At 62.1% G+C, this 19,571-nt stretch carries 18 protein-coding genes; 10 read left to right on the top strand and 8 right to left on the bottom strand.

Going from position 1 to position 19,571, the window contains the following annotated elements; translation table 11 throughout:
• Positions 1 to 101: 101 nt before the first annotated feature.
• On the top strand, positions 102 to 1,085 hold the full coding sequence (locus tag LXM96_RS17075; protein ID WP_239999766.1) for an AraC family transcriptional regulator: 984 nt from the start codon (positions 102 to 104) through the stop codon (positions 1,083 to 1,085).
• A 60-nt stretch (positions 1,086 to 1,145) separates the two neighbouring features.
• Complete coding sequence (locus tag LXM96_RS17080) at positions 1,146 to 2,357, top strand: MFS transporter (protein WP_239999767.1); 1,212 nt, start codon at positions 1,146 to 1,148, stop codon at positions 2,355 to 2,357.
• Positions 2,358 to 2,543: 186 nt separating this feature from the next.
• Here the strand turns inward: LXM96_RS17080 and aspS are convergent, their stop codons facing one another.
• Positions 2,544 to 4,334, bottom strand: a complete 1,791-nt coding sequence (gene aspS / locus LXM96_RS17085; protein WP_239999768.1) for an aspartate--tRNA ligase — start codon at positions 4,332 to 4,334, stop codon at positions 2,544 to 2,546.
• 283 nt (positions 4,335 to 4,617) lie between these two features.
• Between aspS and LXM96_RS17090 the strand changes: the two genes are divergently transcribed.
• The 5 genes from LXM96_RS17090 to rnd all read left to right on the top strand — a co-directional run bounded on the left by LXM96_RS17090 (position 4,618) and on the right by rnd (position 8,351).
• A complete protein-coding gene (locus tag LXM96_RS17090) occupies positions 4,618 to 4,818 on the top strand; it encodes a hypothetical protein (RefSeq protein WP_239999770.1) in 201 nt (66 codons plus the stop codon).
• A 297-nt stretch (positions 4,819 to 5,115) separates the two neighbouring features.
• On the top strand, positions 5,116 to 5,241 hold the full coding sequence (locus LXM96_RS21660) for a hypothetical protein (RefSeq protein ID WP_262913740.1): 126 nt from the start codon (positions 5,116 to 5,118) through the stop codon (positions 5,239 to 5,241).
• Positions 5,242 to 5,350: 109 nt separating this feature from the next.
• Positions 5,351 to 5,746, top strand: coding sequence for an SH3 domain-containing protein (locus LXM96_RS17095; RefSeq protein WP_239999772.1), 396 nt, complete (start codon positions 5,351 to 5,353; stop codon positions 5,744 to 5,746).
• A 110-nt stretch (positions 5,747 to 5,856) separates the two neighbouring features.
• Positions 5,857 to 7,095, top strand: a complete 1,239-nt coding sequence (locus LXM96_RS17100; RefSeq protein WP_239999773.1) for an MFS transporter — start codon at positions 5,857 to 5,859, stop codon at positions 7,093 to 7,095.
• Between the two features lie 77 nt (positions 7,096 to 7,172).
• The gene (gene rnd / locus LXM96_RS17105; RefSeq protein WP_239999774.1) at positions 7,173 to 8,351 is read left to right on the top strand and encodes a ribonuclease D; all 1,179 of its coding nucleotides are present in this window, start codon (positions 7,173 to 7,175) and stop codon (positions 8,349 to 8,351) included.
• Positions 8,352 to 8,433: 82 nt separating this feature from the next.
• Here the strand turns inward: rnd and LXM96_RS17110 are convergent, their stop codons facing one another.
• The 5 genes from LXM96_RS17110 to LXM96_RS17130 all read right to left on the bottom strand — a co-directional run bounded on the left by LXM96_RS17110 (position 8,434) and on the right by LXM96_RS17130 (position 14,563).
• The gene (locus LXM96_RS17110; RefSeq protein ID WP_239999775.1) at positions 8,434 to 8,679 is read right to left on the bottom strand and encodes a hypothetical protein; all 246 of its coding nucleotides are present in this window, start codon (positions 8,677 to 8,679) and stop codon (positions 8,434 to 8,436) included.
• A gap of 263 nt (positions 8,680 to 8,942) precedes the next feature.
• Positions 8,943 to 10,460 (bottom strand): exopolyphosphatase, encoded by a 1,518-nt coding sequence (gene ppx, locus LXM96_RS17115; protein ID WP_239999776.1) that lies wholly within the window; start codon positions 10,458 to 10,460, stop codon positions 8,943 to 8,945.
• A 16-nt stretch (positions 10,461 to 10,476) separates the two neighbouring features.
• Entirely contained in the window at positions 10,477 to 12,663 is a 2,187-nt protein-coding gene (locus LXM96_RS17120; RefSeq protein WP_239999777.1) for an RNA degradosome polyphosphate kinase, read from the bottom strand.
• A 59-nt stretch (positions 12,664 to 12,722) separates the two neighbouring features.
• On the bottom strand, positions 12,723 to 13,424 hold the full coding sequence (gene hdaA / locus LXM96_RS17125) for a DnaA regulatory inactivator HdaA (RefSeq protein ID WP_239999779.1): 702 nt from the start codon (positions 13,422 to 13,424) through the stop codon (positions 12,723 to 12,725).
• Positions 13,421 to 14,563 carry an AI-2E family transporter gene (locus LXM96_RS17130; protein ID WP_239999781.1) on the bottom strand — a complete coding sequence of 381 codons (1,143 nt, stop codon included), beginning with the start codon at positions 14,561 to 14,563 and terminating at the stop codon, positions 13,421 to 13,423. Before LXM96_RS17130 ends, hdaA begins: the two co-directional genes overlap by 4 nt.
• Positions 14,564 to 14,736: 173 nt before the next feature.
• Here LXM96_RS17130 and purM point away from each other — a divergent pair, with 173 nt between their 5' ends.
• The 3 genes from purM (at position 14,737) to LXM96_RS17145 (ending at position 16,763) form a co-directional block, all read left to right on the top strand.
• Entirely contained in the window at positions 14,737 to 15,810 is a 1,074-nt protein-coding gene (gene purM, locus LXM96_RS17135) for a phosphoribosylformylglycinamidine cyclo-ligase (RefSeq protein WP_239999783.1), read from the top strand.
• Entirely contained in the window at positions 15,807 to 16,487 is a 681-nt protein-coding gene (purN, locus tag LXM96_RS17140) for a phosphoribosylglycinamide formyltransferase (protein WP_239999784.1), read from the top strand. The genes purM and purN overlap by 4 nt, the downstream gene beginning before the upstream one ends.
• A gap of 63 nt (positions 16,488 to 16,550) precedes the next feature.
• Positions 16,551 to 16,763, top strand: coding sequence for a PIN domain-containing protein (locus tag LXM96_RS17145; RefSeq protein ID WP_239999785.1), 213 nt, complete (start codon positions 16,551 to 16,553; stop codon positions 16,761 to 16,763).
• 24 nt (positions 16,764 to 16,787) lie between these two features.
• Here the strand turns inward: LXM96_RS17145 and LXM96_RS17150 are convergent, their stop codons facing one another.
• Positions 16,788 to 17,378: an NUDIX domain-containing protein gene (locus LXM96_RS17150; protein ID WP_239999786.1), complete on the bottom strand. Its 591-nt coding sequence runs from the start codon at positions 17,376 to 17,378 to the stop codon at positions 16,788 to 16,790.
• Positions 17,375 to 19,513 carry a molybdopterin-containing oxidoreductase family protein gene (locus LXM96_RS17155; protein ID WP_239999787.1) on the bottom strand — a complete coding sequence of 713 codons (2,139 nt, stop codon included), beginning with the start codon at positions 19,511 to 19,513 and terminating at the stop codon, positions 17,375 to 17,377. Before LXM96_RS17155 ends, LXM96_RS17150 begins: the two co-directional genes overlap by 4 nt.
• Positions 19,514 to 19,571 lie beyond the last annotated feature (58 nt).

Here is a 19,571-nt window from a genome sequence, read left to right on the forward strand (position 1 = left end):
GTTGGAGGCCCTGAACCGGGCAAAGTAGCTCCTGTTCAAGTCAAGGTTGGCGCTGTCCGCCCTGCCTTGCAGGTCGGACTTTCCGTCACTATTATCCCCATATGCTTGATCGTTCATCCGCCTCGCCGTCGCCTATGCCACTGGATTCGCTGAGCGAGGTCCTGCAGGATTTTCGCCTGAGCGGAGTCAACTACGATCGGTGCGAGCTTCGGCACCCATGGGGCGTTACTTATCCCGATGAAAAGCTGCTTCGTTTCCACTTCGTCAGTCAGGGATCCTGCTGGCTCCACACCGACGCGCAGGGCTGGCAGGAGCTGCATGAGGGGGATCTCGTGCTGTTGCCTCAGGGGATAGCTCATCGGATGGCGAGCGCACCGGATGTGGTGGACAGCAAGCTCGAAAGCTGCCGGTTCACCGATCTGGGGAGCAATGTCTGCGATGTGGTGCAGGCCGGAGAGGGCAAGACCAGCACGCTGCTCTGCGGCACCATGGTGCTTGGCGCATCTGCCCTGAACCCGCTGATCGACCTGATGCCGCCCATCATCAAGGGCTGCGATGTTGCCAGCAACGACCCACTGATCGCCCCCCTTCTCGCGGCGATGACGGCAGAAGCCGCACAGCCCCAGATGGGCGGCGCGACGGTTCTCTCGCGCATGGCCGATCTTCTGATCGCCCGGCTCATCCGCTGCTGGGCCAATTGCGGTGGCGCGTCCACCACCGGCTGGCTTGCCGCCATTCGCGACCCCCATATCGGCCGCGCACTGGTTGCCATGCATCGCGACCCCGGCCGCAACTGGACGCTGGAAAGTCTTGCAGGCGTTGCCGGGCAGTCGCGGTCGATCTTTGCCGAGCGCTTCAGCACCATCCTGGGCGAAGGTGCGGCGCGCTATCTTGCTCGGCTTCGCATGCAGCTTGCGCGCGACCTGCTGGCGCAGAACGGGCTTTCGGTGGCGGAGGTGGCGTCACGCCTCGGGTACGAGTCCGAGGCCTCTTTCTCGCGTGCCTTCAAGCGCGTCACACAGGTCTCGCCCGGCATACTGCGTCGCACAAAGTCCGGACGAATGGACAAGAATATCGGACTTTAGGATGCTGATAGTCCCAACCTGGTGATCTATAAATGCTTCCAAACCCCTGGAGGCATTCCCATGACCGATACCACCACCTCAGACTTCGAAGAAGCAGCGGTAGACTTCGATCCCGCGCCGCCTGCCACCTGGAGCGCCACCACCTGGCTTGCGGTTCTTTCAATGGCGGCGACCAGTTTCGCGCTGGTCTCCGCGGAGTTCCTGCCAGCCGGCCTGCTGACGCCGCTGGCGCGCGACATGGGCGTCAGCGAAGGGACCGCTGGGCAGGTTGTCACCGCCACCGCATCGGTCGGCGCCGTTACGGCCCTGCTGAGCAACGTGCTGATCGGCCAGTTGAACCGAAAGACGGTGCTGGTTTTCCTGAGCGCGCTGGCGATCGGTTCGAACCTGCTCGCGGCCTTCGCCACGGACTTCTGGCTGCTGCTGATCGGCCGGGCGGGGCTCGGGATTGCGCTGAGCGCCTTCTGGGCGCTGTCGGTGGCCGTGGTGGCACGGCTGGTGGGCGCCGGTGCGACCGGCCGAGGCATGGCGATCGTGACACTCGGCGTTTCACTGGCCACCATCGCCGCGCCTTCCATGGGAGCCTTGATCAGCGACTGGCTGGGCTGGCGCACCGCCATGGCGGCGACCGCGGGCCTTGCGGCCCTTGCCATGCTGCTACAGGCGCTTTTCCTGCCGACCCTGCCCGCCAGTGGAAGCAACAGCATTGGCGGTGTGTGGCAACTGGTGCGCCGGCGCAGGGTGCAACTGGGGATGCTGGCGATCCTCCTGCTGATGACGGGGCATTTCGCCGGGTCTGTCTATGTGCGTCCGTTCCTCGAGCAGGTGACGAACCTTTCAACAGGCCCTATTGCATTGACGCTGCTCGGCTTCGGCATTGCCGCGGTGATCGGCAATGTCGCCGGCGGGCGGATGGCCGATGCCAACATCCGCTTGGCCCTTGCGACTACTGCCGGATTGATGGCACTCGCATCACTCGCGCTGGTTCTCTGGGGCTCCCAGGTCAGCATCGCCTTCGGATTTGCAACACTATGGGGCTTTGCCTTCGGCATGGCGCCCGTGGTGCTGCCCACCAACCTATCGCGCGGCGCTCCCGACGCGCTGGAAACGGCCGGCAGCCTCATGGTCGTGTCCTTCCAGGTGGCAATCACCATCGGCGCCGTGATCGGCGGCTATGTCGTGGATACGCTGGGACCGACGGGGCCGCTCAGCCTGACCGTCCTGCTTGCCGCGTCGACCCTTCTCCTCGCGGTGTTGCAACCGCGCGATTGACGGCAGGCACAACGGGGGCAGTTCGCGCCTTCCACGGCACCCCCTCGACAGCCGCCACAATGGGAGGTGGAGGCTGAATCCACTGGTCAGGCTTGCGGGCTGCTCCATCGAAACGTGTGACAATACAAAACGGCGGCACATTGGCCGCCGTTTTTGCTTCTTGTCGCTCATGAGCAAGACGCCCGATCAATCCTTCTTTTGCGGCGGGATAACCCGCAGCGCCAGTTCGCGCATCTGGGCGGGCGTCGGTTCGGACGGCGCGCCCATCAGCAGGTCTTGGGCCTGCTGATTCATCGGGAAGAGCGTCACTTCGCGCAGGTTCTTGGCGCCGACGAGCAGCATGATGATGCGGTCGATACCGAAGGCGCAGCCGCCATGCGGAGGCGCACCATACTGGAAGGCGCGGTACATGCCGCCGAAGCGCTCCTCAACATCGACGCGCGACAGACCGGCGATTTCGAAGGCTTTGACCATGGTTTCCGGCGACTGGTTACGGATGGAGCCGGAGGCGATCTCGAAGCCGTTGCAGACGGCGTCGTACTGGAAGGCCTTGATGGTCAGCGGATCTTCGCCGTTCAGCGCATCCATTCCACCCTGCGGCATCGAGAAGGGGTTGTGCGAGAAGTCGACCTTCTTCTCTTCCTCGTTCCATTCGTAGAACGGGAAGTCGACGATCCAGCAGAGCTCGAAGCGGTCACGGTCGACGAGGTTCAGTTCTTCGCCAGCCTTGGTGCGGGCTTCGCCTGCGAACTTGTAGAACTTCGCCGGTTCGCCGGCGACAAAGAAGCAGGCGTCACCCTCATCGAGACCGAGCTGGGTTCGGATTGCTTCCGTGCGCTCCTCGCCGATGTTCTTGGCAAGCGGTCCGGCACCTTCCAGCTTCTCGCCTTCCTTGCGCCAGAAGATGTAGCCGAGTCCCGGCTGGCCGGTGGATTGCGCCCAGGCGTTCATGCGGTCGCAGAAGGCGCGCGAGCCACCCGTCTTGGCCGGAATCGCCCAGACTTCAACCTTGGGGTTGGAGGCGATCATGTTTGCAAAGACCTTGAAGCCGGAGCCGGCGAAATGGTCGGTGACGGCTTCCATGACGATGGGGTTGCGCAGGTCCGGCTTGTCAGAACCGTACTTGCGGATCGCAACATCGTAAGGGATGCGCGGCCATTCCCTGGTGACCGGCTTGCCTTCGGCGAACTGCTCGAAGACGCGGGTCATCATCGGCTCCATCGTCTCCCAGACGTCTTCCTGGGTGACGAAGCTCATTTCGACGTCGAGCTGGTAGAACTCGCCCGGCAGGCGGTCGGCGCGCGGGTCTTCATCGCGGAAGCAGGGGGCGATCTGGAAGTAGCGGTCGAAGCCTGCCACCATCAGGAGCTGCTTGTACTGCTGCGGCGCCTGCGGCAGGGCGAAGAACTTGCCCTGATGGATACGGGAGGGGACGAGGAAGTCGCGCGCGCCTTCCGGCGAAGATGCCGTCAGGATCGGGGTCGAGTATTCGGCAAATCCCGCCTCGCCCATGCCAGTGCGCATGGCGGAGATGATCTGGGTACGCTTGACGATATTCCGGTGCAGCGTTTCGCGGCGAAGATCGAGGAAGCGATACTTCAGCCGCACGTCTTCCGGATAGTCCGGCTCGCCGAAGACGGGCAGCGGCAGTTCCTTGGCAGCAGAGAGCACTTCGATCTCCTGCGCATAAAGCTCGATTTCGCCCGTCGGCATGTTCTTGTTGACCGTGTCGTCCGTGCGGGCCTTGACGAGGCCATCGACGCGGATCACCCATTCGCCGCGGACCATTTCAGCCGTCTTGAAGGCCGGGCTGTCGGGATCGGCCACAACTTGCGTGATGCCGTAGTGGTCGCGCAGGTCGATGAACAGGACGCCGCCATGGTCGCGTACACGATGCACCCAACCGGAGAGACGAACGGTGGAGCCGACATCGGACTTCCTGAGGGCGGCACAGGTGTGGCTGCGGTAACGGTGCATTATCGGTATCCCGGACTGGTGCGAAGCTGAGACAAGCGGCATGCGAAGCACTGCCGGTCAGCTAACAAGAAAATCGGCGGGACAAGCGCATGGCGGGCCAGATTTGTCAAGGCGCAACCGGCTTTCGTGCCCAGGTGACGCCGCAAGGCAAGCTGCGTCGAAGGCTCCGGCGCATTCGGTTGCTCCGTCCTTCCTCCATCGCCGCGGCGCCAGGCCGGGACGGCGCGGGGGAACCTGTCCGGCGACGAGTCGTTTGGCTCAATCATCCGCAGCGAGGTAGACAATGTCCCAGAAAAGCAAATCGATGCCCATTATAGGCGCGATCGTCGTGATCATCATCGGCCTGGCTCTCGCCTACTGGATCACGCGCGGGACGGACACGGCTCCCACCATCCCGCCAGACCGCACCAACACGGAAGAAACGCTACCGGCCCAGCCGGCAGATCCGTCACCATCGCCCGTGCAGCAGCAGCAATCGCAGTGAGATGAGGCGCCCGCATGGGCACAGGCAACAAAAAAGGCCGGGGCGACATCGCTCCGACCTTCCTCATCGTCGTATCCTCACCTCTGCCAGTACATCCGTGGTCAAAGCCGAAAATCGACTGTGGCAATTGCGAGCGGCGAAATCATTTCAGCGCTCGTCAGCAATGCCGATGGACGGTGTATTAGCGAACAATTGTGTTCGAAAAGAGTCGATCGTGACCGATTAACCATTCCTGTTCAGGTGCGGTTAAGTTGAGCAGCTTATTTTAGATCCCGTTAACCGATGGAGGATCTGTCGATGCCGCTTCAGGGCCCAGCATTCATACTCGCTCTCGCAATCTTCATTGCCGGCGCCCCCTTGCTGGCCAAGCACGCCGATGCGGATCGGAGCAACCACGCCTATGTTGCTGCAGCGAGCTTCTGAGGCCTCCTCTCTTTTCTTTTGGCTTGCGTGGGGCGCCCTCGTCTTTGCCGCTGCTTCGGCCTCGGGTACGGCCTTTGCCCAAGTGGTTCCGGGCGAGGAACATTGCGTGGTGAACGTCAAGACAGACGACGTTCTGAACGTGCGGCGACAGCCGAATGCCGAAGCGAGCATCGCCAACAGACTACGGTACAACGAGTGTGGGGTGATCGTGACCGGCACGTGCCGGGGCGACTGGTGCCCGGTAGAAGCCAAACACGACACGGGATGGGTCCACCGGCGTTACATCTCCATGGTTTCGCCTTCGCTTTACTGCGTGTCGGGCGTTTCCTCCGCCGACCGGCTGAACCTGCGACGCTGGCCTTCGGCGCAGTCGCAGGTGATCACCACCCTTGCCCCTGACCAGTGCGACATTGCCTTCCTGCCCTATACCACCGACGACTGGCAGAAGGTCCGGGTCGAGGGCTGGGAAGGATGGGTCAATCGGCGGTTCGTCAGCGGCCAGTAACGTGACCCCCTACCCTTCGCCGATTTGGCAAGACAGCGGCGGCGCTGCTCGCTTATGACTGCGTCGTCCTGCGCGAGCGTCTGCGAGTCGCAGCCCGCCGGAAGTTCCATATGAGCCACATCCGCCCGCTCGTTCCCCTGCTTGCTACCGCCGGCATCCTGATCGGCGGCAACGGACTGCAAGGCACCTTCATTGCGCTTCGCGGGTCGCATGAAGGCTTTTCCCCGGCCCTGATCGGCATGATCGGCGCCGGCTACAGCGTTGGCTTTGCGATCGGCTGCATCTACGTCACGAGGCTGCTGCGCGAGATCGGCCATATCCGGACCTTCTCCGCCATGGCGGCGATCGCCGCATCCTGTTCGCTGTCGATGTCGCTGATCATCGACCCGATCTTCTGGCTTCTGATGCGCTTCTTGATCGGGATCGCAGTCGCCAGCCTGTTTGCAACTGTCGAGAGCTGGATCAACGCCAAGGTGACGAACGCCAACCGCGCCCGGACGCTGTCGATCTACCGGCTGGTCGATCTCGGATCAGTGACGGCGGCACAGTACCTCATTCCGGTCGCCGGGATCGAGGGGAGCGTGATCTTCAGCATCATTGCGATCGCCATGACGCTGTCGCTGGTACCGATCTCGCTTGCCGACCGCTCCAGCCCCTCCCCGCCCGATGCGATCCGCTTCGACCTTCTGGCGGTGTGGCGGATTTCGCCGCTGGCCGTCGTCGGCGTCACCTGCGTGGGGCTTGCGATGGCAGCCTTCCGCAACATCGGCCCGATCTACGGCGAAGCCATCGGCATGAGCATCACTTCGATCGCGACCTTCATGAGCGCCGGCATCATCGGCGGCGTGGTGCTGCAATATCCCCTCGGCATCTACTCCGACCGGCTGGACCGTCGAAAGGTGATCCTCTGGACGACGATCGGCTCCATCATCACCGGCGCCTATCTTTCCTTCGGCGCCGGAACGAGCGAGACGGCCAATATCGCCGGCGTCTTCCTGTTCGGCGCCTTCTCGATGCCGCTTTACTCGCTCTGTTCGGCGCACGGCAACGACCATGCGCGGGACGGCGAGCATGCGCTGATGTCTGCCGGCCTGCTGTTCTATTGGTCGATGGGTGCAACCGTGGGGCCGCTGCTCGCGGCCTTGATGCTGCAGTTCATCGGAGCGAACGTCTTTTTCGTCTACACCTCCTTCGTCTTTGCCGGGTTCGCCATCTATACATTGCAGCGGATGGCGACGCGTCCGCCGGTGCCGCCGGACGAGCGGCCGCGCCGCTTCCGGGCCCTGCTTCGGACCTCCGCCTATTTCAACAAGCTTGCCGCACCGCCGACGAAGGAAGATCGGCGCTGATCCGCCCGGTTGTATTGACATATGCGAGCGGAAGGAGAAGGAAGGCCGATCTTTTGACGAATTGACGCGACGGACTGATGATCGAAACCACTGCTGCCCTCGATGACGCCTGCCGGGCGCTTGCCCAATCCGAGTTCATCACCATCGATACGGAATTCCTGCGGGAAACAACCTTCTGGCCGCAGCTCTGCCTGATCCAGATGGCGAGTCCGACGATGGAAGTGCTGGTCGACCCGCTTGCCAAGGGGCTGGACCTTGCGCCCTTCTTCGAGCTGATGGCGGATGCGAACGTGGTCAAGGTCTTCCACGCGGCGCGCCAGGACATCGAGATCATTCATCACCTTGGCAACCTCATGCCGCACCCGATTTTCGACACACAGGTGGCCGCCATGGTCTGCGGCTTCGGCGACAGCGTATCCTACGACCAGCTGGTGCAGCGGGTGACGGGTGCCCAAATCGACAAGTCCTCGCGGTTTACCGACTGGAGCCGGCGACCGCTTTCAGACAAGCAGCTCGATTATGCGCTCGCCGACGTGACGCATCTGCGCGACGTCTACCAGTTTCTCAAGGCGCAGCTGGAACGGGAGGGGCGTGCCAGCTGGCTGACGGAAGAGATGGCGATCCTAGAATCGGCCAACACCTACGATATTCATCCGGACGACGCCTGGCTTCGGCTGAAGGCGCGGCTGCGCAAACCGACCGAACTCGCGATCCTGAAGTACGTCGCCGCCTGGCGCGAACGGGAAGCCCGCAGCCGCAACGTGCCGCGCTCGCGGGTCCTGAAGGACGACGGGATCTATGAAATCGCCCAGCAGCAGCCAAAGGACACCGAAGCGCTGTCACGGCTGCGGACCATCCCCAAGGGCTGGGAGCGCTCGGCCTCCGGCACCGCGGTGATCGAGGCTGTCAATGCAGCGCTTGCACTGCCGAAGTCGGAGATGCCGCATGCGCCGAAGCACGTGCGCTCGCCGGAAGGCACAGGTGCCGCTGTCGAGCTCCTCAAGGTGCTGCTGCGGCTGATCTCCGACAAGGAAGGCGTCGCCGCCAAGGTGATCGCCAACACGGACGACCTGGAGAAGATCGCGGCGGAAGGCGAAACGGCCGAGGTGGCCGCCCTCTCCGGTTGGCGTCGCGAGCTATTCGGGCAAACCGCGCTCCGCCTGATCTCCGGCGAAGTGGCGCTGCGGTTTGTCGACAAGAAGGTTGAGTCGGTGGAACTCCATGAAGCGATCCCGAACGCTCGACAGCATTCATGAAGTTCCGCTATCGCGACCCTCTCACAGCGGAAAGGCACCCGGCGTACCGGATGCCTTTCTAAAGACTTGAGCGTCAACTGCGTTAGCTATCGCTTCGAACGGAACGATCAACCAGCTTCAAGCTCCGGTCCGACTGCACCACGTAGGTCTCGCGATATCGGTTCCCGTCTTCGAAAACTTCGTAGGTGACGGGGCTACCGACGGGGGCGTTTTCCAAACGCGCCGTTACACCTTCGTAGGTGACGCTTCCGTTGGCGGCATCAAGCGCAAACGCAGATGACGAACCGGCAACGGCGGCAATAAGTGCGAGAGCAAAGGTCTTTCTCATAACTTCATTCCTTCTGAAAACGTTCTTGGAAGCCGCGCAATTCACTCGGCTGACCTCCAGATCGCTATCCGAGGGGATAATCGCAAGGACGGAAAAAATTACCGCTCTGTCTAGATTTGCTAAACAATCTTTGCGCCTCAGAGCACCACGTGCCACGTAAGTGGGATCAATAGTTTAACCACCAGGCAGCTTCACTGACGTCGCGCGCGACCGACGTTCAAGATCCCTCACGTGTTGTTGAAGCAGGCGAACTGTATGGAAGCCTACTCGAACCTGAAGGCAAGGCGTTTGCCGGTAAGCTTGGCCAACTGCTGCAGACGTCCCTCCAAGCGCTCGCCGGCAAGGGCGCCGTGCTCACGTGGCACAACGAATTCGAGATCAAGATTAGGAGACGTCGCCTCACGAAAGGCAAGGCTATTCACGATCCCGGGCATCGAGGCGGAGAAGAGGTAGACGACCCGCAGCATGCCCCCCAGGAGCTTGGCCAGGTCTTGAAGCCGGGGGTGCGCAATTGCAGCGAGTGGTCCAGAGGCCCCGTCGTCCTGAAGTCCCTCGAACCGGTAGTAGTTGGCGAGCGCGAGGTAGGCCCGTCCTGGATGAGTGATGCCAACGAGCGATGAGTGTGCGATCAGGTTCAGGGCCTGTGCTCCTCGGTAGTCGGGATGCGCGCGCCAGCTGATATCCGCCAGTAGACAGGCGGCCTGCCGATAACGGCTCTCCTCCTCGCTCTCTTCGATACCGAACATGGGGACCATGCGGCCTGTCCAGGCTGCAAGTTCGCGCGCATGCTCCGGTGAGCGGGCCCTAAGGATTGCCAACTGGTCTGCCGCCACCAACAGTGGATCGGACGCCTTCTCCGCTTCGGGCAGAAGTGAATAAAGATAGCCCTCGCGAACGCCCTGGGCAGAGAAGAGGATGCGGGCCGGTTTCATAACCTTCAGGACCTCCCGCATCGCCACCGCACCAAAGGGCAGCAGGGTCCGCCGGTTTTTGGAGATGGCCTGCCAGGCAGGATGCTTGTTGTCGCCGGCAATCACGGTATCCAGGAAGCTGTCGATCTCCTCGAGCTTGAGCTTGTAGCCCTGCATCATGTGGAGGGGGTAGCCGTTCATCTCCATATGGAGCTTGGCGATATTTCGCCAGGTGCCGCCCACGGCGTAAAAGGTGCGGCCCTCGCCCCGGGTCAGGAATTCAGCCCTCGCCACGTGTTCCGCTGCGATCGTGCGGGCCTTCTCCAGCGATTGACCTGATGTCTCCGACAGCCGCAGACCACCCAGTGGCAACGTGATGCCGCGACCCAGTTGCTCCCCACGGATGTCGATCAGTTCGAGGGATCCACCACCGAGGTCGCCCGCGATCCCATCGGGGCCGTGGAAGCCACTGATAACGCCATAGGCGGAGTAAAGTGCTTCCTCTTCACCCGTCAGAACCTGGACACTGCAACCGAGTATCTCTTCAGCATCTTTGATGAACTGCGCGCCATTGGAGGCTTCCCGCGCAGCCGCTGTGGCCAGAGGATAAATCCGGGTGGCACGGGCCTGTTCCGACAGGGCGCGAAAACGTCGGAGCGCCGCCAAAGCGCGATCAACCGCTGCCGGATCCATGGAGCCTGTCGACGCCAATCCCTTTCCGAGGCCGCACAGCACCTTTTCGTTGAAGAGCATGGCCGGCGCGCGCGACAGCCCTTCGTAAATCACGAGGCGAACGGAGTTGGAGCCAATGTCGACGACGGAGACTGGGGCGATTCCCGGCAACCGCCCTTGGGCTTCAGATCGAACCATGCGTGCCTTTTCTTGGCTAACTCTTGCGCCCGGACATCACGCCCGCGATCAACTTCGGAGCACTCGATTTCAAAGCTTCACCACGACCGGAAAGGCTCGGATTGGTCATGAAATACTGTTGCGCGTTGAAAGGTTCCTCGCCCGGACGCACTTCGATGCGCCTTGACGTGCCGTCGGGCAATATCTCGTAGCTCTGCTGATTGTCAATCAAGTTGCCGAGCATGATCTGCGACAGGACCTGCTCATGCACAGTCGGGTTCAAAAGCGGCACCAGCGTCTCGACCCGGCGATCGAGGTTGCGCGGCATCATGTCGGCTGAACCGATATAAACCAGCGCGTTTTCCGACGGCAGGCCATAGCCGTTGCCGAAGCAGAAGATTCGGCTGTGCTCCAGGAACCTGCCGACGATGGACTTGACCCGGATATTGTCCGACAGACCCTTCACCTGTGGGCGCAGACAGCAGATGCCACGAACAACGAGATCGACATCGACGCCCGCCCGGCTCGCTCTGTAAAGCGCGTCGATGATCTCCGGATCGACCAGCGAGTTCATCTTCATCCAGATCGCTGCCGGCCCACCACGCTGCGCATGCACGATCTCCTCCTCGATATGGCGGAGAATCCGGGTTCGCAACGTATAGGGCGACACGGCGAGCTTCATGCTGTCTTCGGGTTCACCGTATCCGGTGATGAAATTGAAGACGTTTGCCATGTCGTGGGCAATCTTCGGATTGCAGGTGAAGAAGGACAGATCGGTGTAGATCTTGGCCGTGACCGGATGGTAGTTGCCGGTGCCGAGGTGGCAGTAGGTGCGCAACCTGCCCTCTTCGCGGCGGACCACCATCGACATCTTGGCATGCGTCTTCAGTTCGATGAAACCGAAGACCACCTGCACGCCGGCTCGCTCCAGATCGCGTGCCCAGCGGATATTGGCTTCCTCGTCGAAGCGTGCCTTGAGCTCCACCAAGGCTGTAACGGATTTGCCCATCTCGGCGGCGTCGATCAGCGCCCGGACGATCGGACTGTCGTTGGAGGTGCGGTAGAGCGTCTGCTTTATCGCCAGAACATCCGGATCACGCGCTGCCTGCAGGAGGAACTGCACCACCACATCGAAACTTTCGTATGGATGGTGAACCACCATGTCCTTTTCGCGGATGGCTGCGAAACAATCACCGGCGTGTTCGCGGACCCGTTCGGGAAATCGGGCGTTGTAAGGATCGAACCGCAGGTCGTCGCGCGGCGCTTTGGCGATCTCCGAGAGCGTATTGAGCGCCAAGAGACCGGGTAGAACTGCAACGCGGTTATCCGGCACCCCCAATTCCTGGACAACGAAGTGGCGCAATTCCGAAGGCATCTCGGAATCGGTTTCGATGCGGATGACCTTGCCACGGCGCCGGCGTTTCAGTGCCGTCTCAAAGAAGCGTACCAGATCTTCGGCTTCTTCCTCGACCTCGATATCGCTATCGCGGATGATACGGAAGGTACCGGCACCCTTGACCTCATAGCCGGGGAAGAGCCGGTTCGTGAACATGCCGACCACATCCTCCAAGGTGATGTAGCGGATCGTTGCCCCATCATCGGGAAGGCGGATGAAGCGGTCCAGCGTCGGCGGCAAGCGCAGCAGCCCGGTCATGGGCTCACGCCCATGCATGCTGTGAAGCTGCAGGGCGATCGAGAACCCGAGGTTCGGGATGAACGGGAATGGATGGGCCGGATCGATCGACAGCGGCGTCAGGATCGGGAAGAGATCTTCATCGAAGGCCGTGGCAAGCCAGTTGCGATCGTCCGGGGAGAGAGCCGCAGGCCGGACAATCAAGATGTCCTCCTGTGCCAGATACTGCTGGAGCACGGCGAGCGATGCCTGCTGCTCCATCTGCAGGTTGTCGATCTCCTGCAGGATGCCGTCGAGCTGTTCGGCGGGGGTCTTGCCGTCAGGACTACGGATCGCGATCCCCTGACGCACCTGACCCTCCAAACCGGCGACGCGCACCATGAAGAACTCGTCAAGGTTTGCAGCCGAAATCGACAGGAAGCGCACGCGCTCCAGCAGCGGATGCGCCGTGTTGAGTGTTTCTTCAAGGACCCGACGGTTAAACTGAAGCCAGGAGAACTCGCGGTTGATAAACCGCTCAGGGCTGTTCATCAGATCATCGAACGCCGCCGTATCGCTCGTGGCCTGGTCAGTCCCGGTCGTAACGTCCATGAATATGCCCCCAATCGTTCTCCAGCAGATATTAAAGATTGGCGACGGAACTGTGACAGTCAATCACCCTCTTTGCCGATCTGGTTCAGGACCTCTGCGGCGAGATGGCGGGTGACCCGCGTCCCGCGAGCCAGCGCCAACCGGTCAAGCCGCTCGACAATGGTCTGTGCGGCCGCAAGCGAACGCTCCATTCTAGTGACGATGTAGCCAACCAATTTGTCATCTATGTAAAGCTGGCGGTCGGCAAATAGCTTCACAATAACCTGAGCCAGCAGATCCTCGTCCGGCTCGCCAATTTCCGCGACTGTTGCCGCTTTCAGCCGCGAGCGCAAGTCGGGCAGCCTAACCGGCCAGGACATTGGCCAGAGCCGGGAGGTGATGAGCAGGCTGTGGCCATTCTCCCTCACGCTGTTGATGACGTGAAACAATTCCGTGTCGTCGAATCCCCGACGTTCTGCATCCTCGAAGAGAACAGGCCCTGCAGCGGCGACACCCGCTGCTCCGGAGCCGGCCAGAGGGTGGATAGACGTCGCGCCACTCCTCTCCTGCCAGATCGAAGCCAGGTGCGACTTGCCTGAGCCCACCGGGCCAGCAAGGATGACCACCGGCGCCGGCCAGTTCGGCCATTGGTCGATGATCGACACGGCAGCGCTCAGGCGCTCCGACACCATAAGGTCATCACGGCCACTGGCCGCATCATGGGTAAAAGCCAGCGGGAGCTGCTCGTGCCGCCGCCGATTGCGCTCTGCATTGTCGTTCATGGCTTGTCCTGGGAATGCTCCAGCACCTGCGGCGGCCGCTTGTCTTCCCAGGGAAGCGTCGCCGACCGGCCATAGTAGAGGTCGCTCTCAAGGTACCGTGACAGGACAAAACGGACAAGCACACCGACCATTGCCGCGGCAGGCACTGCGATGAGAAGTCCGACGAAGCCGAACATCGCGCCGAAGGCGAAGAGCGCGAACATCAGCCAAACCGGGTGCAGACCTATACGCGAGCCCATCAGTTTCGGCTGGAGGATGTTGCCTTCAATGAATTGGCCTGCAAAGAAAACCACCGCGGTGGCGACAATCCAGGTGTAGTCGGGCCAAAATTGGACCACCGCAACACCAAGTGAGAGCGCAAGCCCGATGAAGGATCCGACATAGGGAATAAAACTGATCATACCCGCAACGAAGCCGATCAGGAGACCGAAATTCAACCCGATTAGCGACAGCCCCACCGCATAGAAGATCCCGAGGATCAAGCAGATAGAGCCCTGCCCCCGGACAAAGCCGGCAATCGCCAGATCCATATCGCGCGCAAGCTGGCGGACCGTTCCAGAATGGTCGCGGGGCACCCAGCCATCTACCTTTGCCACCATCTTGTCCCAGTCGAGCAGAATGTAGAAGGCGACGACGGGTGTAACGACCAGCAGTGAAACCACATCGAGCAGCGTTTTGCCCGAGGCCCAGATCTGACGCAGCAGACCCGCCATGAATCCCGCCCCTTCGGACATCACGTCTGAGAAGTTTTGTTTGGCGGTCTCGATCTGGCCGCTCAGCCAGTCAGGCAGGAAGGCGTCGGGCGTGGCGATAAGTTCCTGCAACTGCGAGACGTAGCCAGGCAAGGCTCTTGCAAAATCGTTGAGCTGGCTGACGATGACGGGAATGAGGATCATCAGCGACAAAGCGAACACAAGCACGAAACAGACAAGGATCACCACCGTCGCCATCATCCGGCTCAAGCCCCGCCGCTCCAACCAGTCAGCGACCGGATCAAGAAAGTAGGCAAGCGCCATGCCGGCGACGAATGGCAGCAGGATCGAGCGGAAGGCCCACAGAAAGACGACGAAAACGGCCAGTGCCGCCACCCAGAACAGGATATGGCGACGCAGGTTTGCTCCGTTGATGTAATAGGGCATCGCTGCATTCCTCACTGACGGACGGGCTGGCAACACGGATAGGATGGCGTCGATACGCCGGTCAAGTATCGTGGTCTCAGCTCGCCGCTTTCCCCTGCTAAGGAGGGTCTAGCGCTTGCATAAGCCGGCGTCCCGTGCAATGGCGCTCAAAGCTTAGCGAGCGGAGACAGGCGATGACCGAGACGGGCAAGAACGGCCTCACCTACAGCGATGCCGGCGTCGATATCGACGCGGGAAATCTCATGGTCGAGAAGATCAAGCCGGCAGTCCGTTCCACCCGCCGACCGGGCGCCGACGGCGAGATTGGCGGCTTTGGTGGGCTTTTCGATCTTCGCGCTGCCGGCTTCACCGACCCGGTGCTCGTTGCCGCCAATGACGGCGTCGGGACGAAACTCAAGATCGCCATCGATGCGGACCGCCACGACACCGTCGGAATCGACCTCGTGGCCATGTGCGTCAACGACCTCGTCGTCCAGGGCGCCGAACCGCTTTTCTTCCTCGACTATTTCGCTACCGGCAAGCTTGATCCCGACCAGGGCGCCGCCATCGTGCAGGGCATTGCTGAAGGGTGCCGCCAAGCTGGATGCGCCCTCATAGGCGGCGAAACGGCCGAAATGCCCGGCATGTATGCCGGCGGCGACTACGACCTGGCCGGCTTTGCCGTCGGTGCGGCCGAACGCGGCCAGTTGCTGCCGGTGGGCGATCTTGCCGAAGGGGATGCCATCCTCGGCCTCACCTCCTCCGGCGTTCATTCGAATGGCTTCTCACTGGTACGAAAGATCGTTTCGGTTTCGAAGCTGGATTGGGACGACGACGCGCCTTTCGCCGAAGGCAAGACGCTTGGGGAAGCGCTGCTGACCCCGACGCGGATTTATGTGAGGCCGCTGCTCAAGGCGATCCGTGAGACGGGAGCCATCAAGGCCCTTGCCCACATCACCGGCGGCGGCTTTCCCGAAAACATCCCGCGGGTCCTGCCTGCAAATCTCGCAGCCGAAATCGATCTCGATTCCATTCCGGTGACACCGGTGTTTTCGTGGCTGGCGCAGACGGGGGGCGTCGAGGCCAAGGAAATGCTGCGCACCTTCAACTGCGGTATCGGCATGACTGCCGTGGTCGCGGCCGAAGATGTCGACGCCGTGACCGCAATCCTGTCGGGCGAAGGCGAGGTGGTGGTGCCGCTTGGACGGATCGTCGCCCGTGCGGACGGGGCTGCTGGCACCATCTACCGGGGCACGCTTGCCCTATGAGCCTGCGCGGCGCCGACGGAAAGCGCAAGCGCGTCGCCGTCTTCATTTCGGGCGGCGGCTCCAACATGCTTTCGCTTGCCAGGGCCTGCCAGGTGCAGGACTGGCCCGCGGAGATCGCCTGCGTGATCTCCGACAAGGCATCTGCCGGCGGGCTGGCGAAGGCTGAGGCGCTTGCCATCCCGACGCAGGTCTTCGAACGCAAAGACTATGCGAGCAAGGAGGAGCACGAAGCTGCGATACTCGCCGCTCTCGATGATATCGCTCCCGATGTTATCTGCCTTGCGGGCTATATGAGACTCCTCTCCGGCGACTTCATCCGCCGGCACGAGGGGCGCATCCTCAATATCCACCCCTCCCTGCTGCCGCTGTTTCCCGGCCTTCACACACACCAGCGCGCCATCGACGCTGGGATGCGAATTGCCGGCTGCACCGTGCATTTCGTCACCGAGGGCATGGACGAAGGACCAATCATCGCCCAGGCGGCGGTGCCGGTGCTGGTCGGGGATACGGCGGAAACGCTGGCGGCACGTCTGCTGACGGTGGAGCACCAACTTTATCCGCTTGCGCTAAAGCTCGTGGCGGAGGGCAAAGTGCAAATGGAGGATGGGCGCGCCGTGACGAAGCCCGGCACAAATGTCGAGCTTGCGGAGCAGAGGCTGATCTCCGGCGGGCTCTAGTGAGCTGTTTGACCCGGCCGTCTCCTGCGATTATCTTCGGAACAGTACTGGAGCGAGACGTCCATGACCACCGATGCGCATCATCCGGAAGTTGGCTTGTCCACGATCGCTCTGTCCGATGACCAAGTGATCCTCACGCTTGCGGAGCGCCACTCGCTGACGGCTTACGATGCCGCTTATCTCGCGCTAGCGTTGGAACGCCAGTTGCCACTTGCAACTCTCGACCGGAAGCTGACGAAGGCCGCGCAGAGCGAAGGCCTCCCTTCGCTGACATAGCGTCGTCGCCTCTACGCAGACGCTCTAAAGCTTGTCCCGGTTCAGCGCCGCCCAGTGCAGGAGCATGATCGTCTTGCCATCGCAGATCTCGCCGGTGCTGATCATTGCGAGCGCCTCGTCGAGCGGTATTTCCAGCACCTCGATGTCCTCGTGCTCATCGTCCAGCCCGCCTCCGTCCTCCACTTTGTGACTGAGGTCGATCGGCGCGTAGAAGAAATGGATGCGCTCGGTGACGGCGCCGGGGGACATGAAGCATTCGAAGAGGAAGCGGACGTCGCTCACTTCGTAACCCGTTTCCTCCACCGCCTCGCGGCGGATTGCCTCCTCCGGGTGATCACCATCCAAGAGGCCAGCCGGCGTCTCGATCATCCAGCCGGAATGGCCGTTGACATGCGCTGGCATGCGGAGCTGTTTGACGAGGACGACGACCTGACGGTTCGGGTCAAACAGCAGGATGGTTGCACCGTTGCCGCGGTCATAGACTTCCCGCGAGAGCCGGTTGGTTTCTCCCTTGGAGCTTGTGTAGTCGAAGGTGACCTTGCGCAGGTGGTACCAGTTGTCCGAGAGCGTCTTGTCCTCGACGATCTCGATCTTCGCATTCTCAAGCTTGCTCATGCAGGGTCCTTGCGCAGCCAGACGCGGTTATCGTGGAAGGCGGCGCCGCCATATGGCGCGACGGCATCGGCACCGGTCAATACGTTGATCCCCTCCCCGTCGAGATGCGCCTTGTTGGGCCAGAGGCCTTCTGCGATCAGTACGCCCGGCTTGGCGCCCGCAACGATCCGCGCATGGAGACGGATCTCGCCGCGCGTGTTGCCGAGGCGGACGATGTCGCCGTCAAGGATGCCGAGGCGAAGTGCGTCGGAAGGCTCGATCATCACCTCGGGCCGGCCCTCCTTCTGCGCCGAGGTCGGTGTCTCGGCGAAGGTGGAGTTGAGGAAGTTGCGGGCGGGCGATGTTGCGAGTCGGAAGGGATGCTCGGCATCGGCCTCCTCGATCACCGGGACGTAGTCGGGAAACTTCGGCAGGGCCGCGACCGGCCCCATAGGCCCCAGGCTCTTCGGCGGACGATTCGGGGACGGGCCGTTTGCCCAGTCGGGGCTGAAGCGGAACTTGCCGTCTGGATAGCCGAAGCCCTTGAGGTAATGCGCCGTGTCGAAGTCGGGCTGGGCGTCGATCCAGCGCTGCAGGGCAAGCGTCTCGAACCCGGGCCAGCCGCTGGCCTCCAACATGCGGTCGATATGCTCTCGCTCCGAAAGGCCGAAGCCGGGGTAATGAGAGACGCCGAGGCGTTTGGCAAGTTCCTCGATGACCAAGAGGTTGGTACGCACCGTTTCCGGCGGCTCGACCAGCTTGGGCCCGAGCAGGATGTGGTTCTGTCCGCCGGCGCGATAAAGGTCGTCATGCTCGAGAAACATCGTCGCGGGCAGGATGACATCGGCCATCTCAGCCGTTTCCGTCAGGAACTGTTCGTGAACGGCGACGAAGAGATCTTCGCGGGCGAAGCCCTGCTTCACCAGCCGCTGCTCCGGCGCGACATTCACCGGATTGGTGTTTTGGATCAGGAGCGCGGTGACAGGGCCGCGATGGCGCAGCGCGTCGGCGTCGCCGGTCAGCACGCGACCGATCTGCGACTGGTCGAGCATGCGGAGGTCGGGATCGGCATAGGCCGTTCCCATCAGTTCTGCCTTGTTCAGGCGGAAGATGTCGCCGTTGTTGTGGAAGGCGCCACCGCCTTCATGTTGCCAGGAGCCGAGGACGGTGGCGACCGACAGGGCCGCATGCATGGAGACCGTGCCGTTGCGTTGGCGCCCGAAGCCGTAGCCGAGGCGGAAGAAGGTCTTCTTCGTCGTGCCGACAAGGCGGGCGAAGGCTTCGATTTCCTCCACCGTCAGGCCCGTGATCGCAGATGCCCACTCCGGCGTCCTGGTCCGCAGATGCTCCTCCAGCCCGGCCGGGTCATCGGCAAACTTCGCCATGTAGTCGCGATCGGCGTATCCGTCTCGGAACGAGACATGCATGACGGCACAGGCAAGTGCGGCGTCGGTGCCGGGCTTCAGGATCAGGCCCATGTCGGCCTGCTTCATCGTCGGGTTGTCGTAGATGTCGATGACGACGATCGGCGCGCCGCGGTCCTTGCGCGCCCGCACCGCATGCGTCATCACGTTGACCTGGGTGGAGACGGCATTGGTCCCCCAGATGACGACGCAGTCGGCTTTCGCCATTTCTCGAGGGTCCGGTCCGCGCAGGGCGCCGGTGCCCATCACATAGCCGGTCCAGGCCATGTTCGTGCAAATCGAGCCAAAGAAACCGGAATATTTCTTGGCGTGACGCAGGCGCTCAATGGAATCACGCTGCACCTGGCCCATTGTGCCGGCGTAGAAATAGGGCCAGACAGCCTCGGAGCCGTGGCGGGCCTCTGCCTGGACAAATGCCTCGGCGACTTCATCAAGGGCCGCTTCCCAAGAGATTTCCTGCCAGGCGCCCTCGCCCTTGGCTCCCAGCCGGCGCTTTGGCGTCAGCAGGCGCTTCGGGTGATAGATGCGCTCGCTGTAGCGCGCCACCTTGGCGCAGATGACGCCGGCGGTATAGGTATTCTCATTCGAGCCGCGCACCCTGCCAATGCGGCCTTCTGGCGTGAGATCGACATCGAGGGCGCAGGCGGACGGGCAGTCATGTGGGCACACGGTGTGTCCGACGCGCGTGACGGTGGGAGCGGCTTTCGCCGTGATCGGGGTCGCAAGGTTCATCGGTTTTCTATATTCGAAGCAGGGAGGCGCAAGAAGCGAGATTTGCAGCCCATCAAAT

The organism is Rhizobium halophilum, assembly GCF_021648825.1.
GTDB lineage: Bacteria > Pseudomonadota > Alphaproteobacteria > Rhizobiales > Rhizobiaceae > Neorhizobium > Neorhizobium halophilum.

Bases quoted from the DNA above. Each gene is read 5' to 3' on its own strand.
- LXM96_RS17075 (WP_239999766.1), top strand. From the start codon at position 102: ATGCTTGATCGTTCATCCGCCTCGCCGTCGCCTATGCCACTGGATTCG.
- LXM96_RS17080 (WP_239999767.1), top strand. From the start codon at position 1,146: ATGACCGATACCACCACCTCAGACTTCGAAGAAGCAGCGGTAGACTTC.
- aspS (WP_239999768.1), bottom strand. From the start codon at position 4,334: ATGCACCGTTACCGCAGCCACACCTGTGCCGCCCTCAGGAAGTCCGAT.
- LXM96_RS17090 (WP_239999770.1), top strand. From the start codon at position 4,618: ATGTCCCAGAAAAGCAAATCGATGCCCATTATAGGCGCGATCGTCGTG.
- LXM96_RS21660 (WP_262913740.1), top strand. From the start codon at position 5,116: ATGCCGCTTCAGGGCCCAGCATTCATACTCGCTCTCGCAATCTTCATT.
- LXM96_RS17100 (WP_239999773.1), top strand. From the start codon at position 5,857: ATGAGCCACATCCGCCCGCTCGTTCCCCTGCTTGCTACCGCCGGCATC.
- rnd (WP_239999774.1), top strand. From the start codon at position 7,173: ATGATCGAAACCACTGCTGCCCTCGATGACGCCTGCCGGGCGCTTGCC.
- LXM96_RS17110 (WP_239999775.1), bottom strand. From the start codon at position 8,679: ATGAGAAAGACCTTTGCTCTCGCACTTATTGCCGCCGTTGCCGGTTCG.
- ppx (WP_239999776.1), bottom strand. From the start codon at position 10,460: ATGGTTCGATCTGAAGCCCAAGGGCGGTTGCCGGGAATCGCCCCAGTC.
- LXM96_RS17120 (WP_239999777.1), bottom strand. From the start codon at position 12,663: ATGGACGTTACGACCGGGACTGACCAGGCCACGAGCGATACGGCGGCG.
- hdaA (WP_239999779.1), bottom strand. From the start codon at position 13,424: ATGAACGACAATGCAGAGCGCAATCGGCGGCGGCACGAGCAGCTCCCG.
- LXM96_RS17130 (WP_239999781.1), bottom strand. From the start codon at position 14,563: ATGCCCTATTACATCAACGGAGCAAACCTGCGTCGCCATATCCTGTTC.
- purM (WP_239999783.1), top strand. From the start codon at position 14,737: ATGACCGAGACGGGCAAGAACGGCCTCACCTACAGCGATGCCGGCGTC.
- purN (WP_239999784.1), top strand. From the start codon at position 15,807: ATGAGCCTGCGCGGCGCCGACGGAAAGCGCAAGCGCGTCGCCGTCTTC.
- LXM96_RS17145 (WP_239999785.1), top strand. From the start codon at position 16,551: ATGACCACCGATGCGCATCATCCGGAAGTTGGCTTGTCCACGATCGCT.
- LXM96_RS17150 (WP_239999786.1), bottom strand. From the start codon at position 17,378: ATGAGCAAGCTTGAGAATGCGAAGATCGAGATCGTCGAGGACAAGACG.
- LXM96_RS17155 (WP_239999787.1), bottom strand. From the start codon at position 19,513: ATGAACCTTGCGACCCCGATCACGGCGAAAGCCGCTCCCACCGTCACG.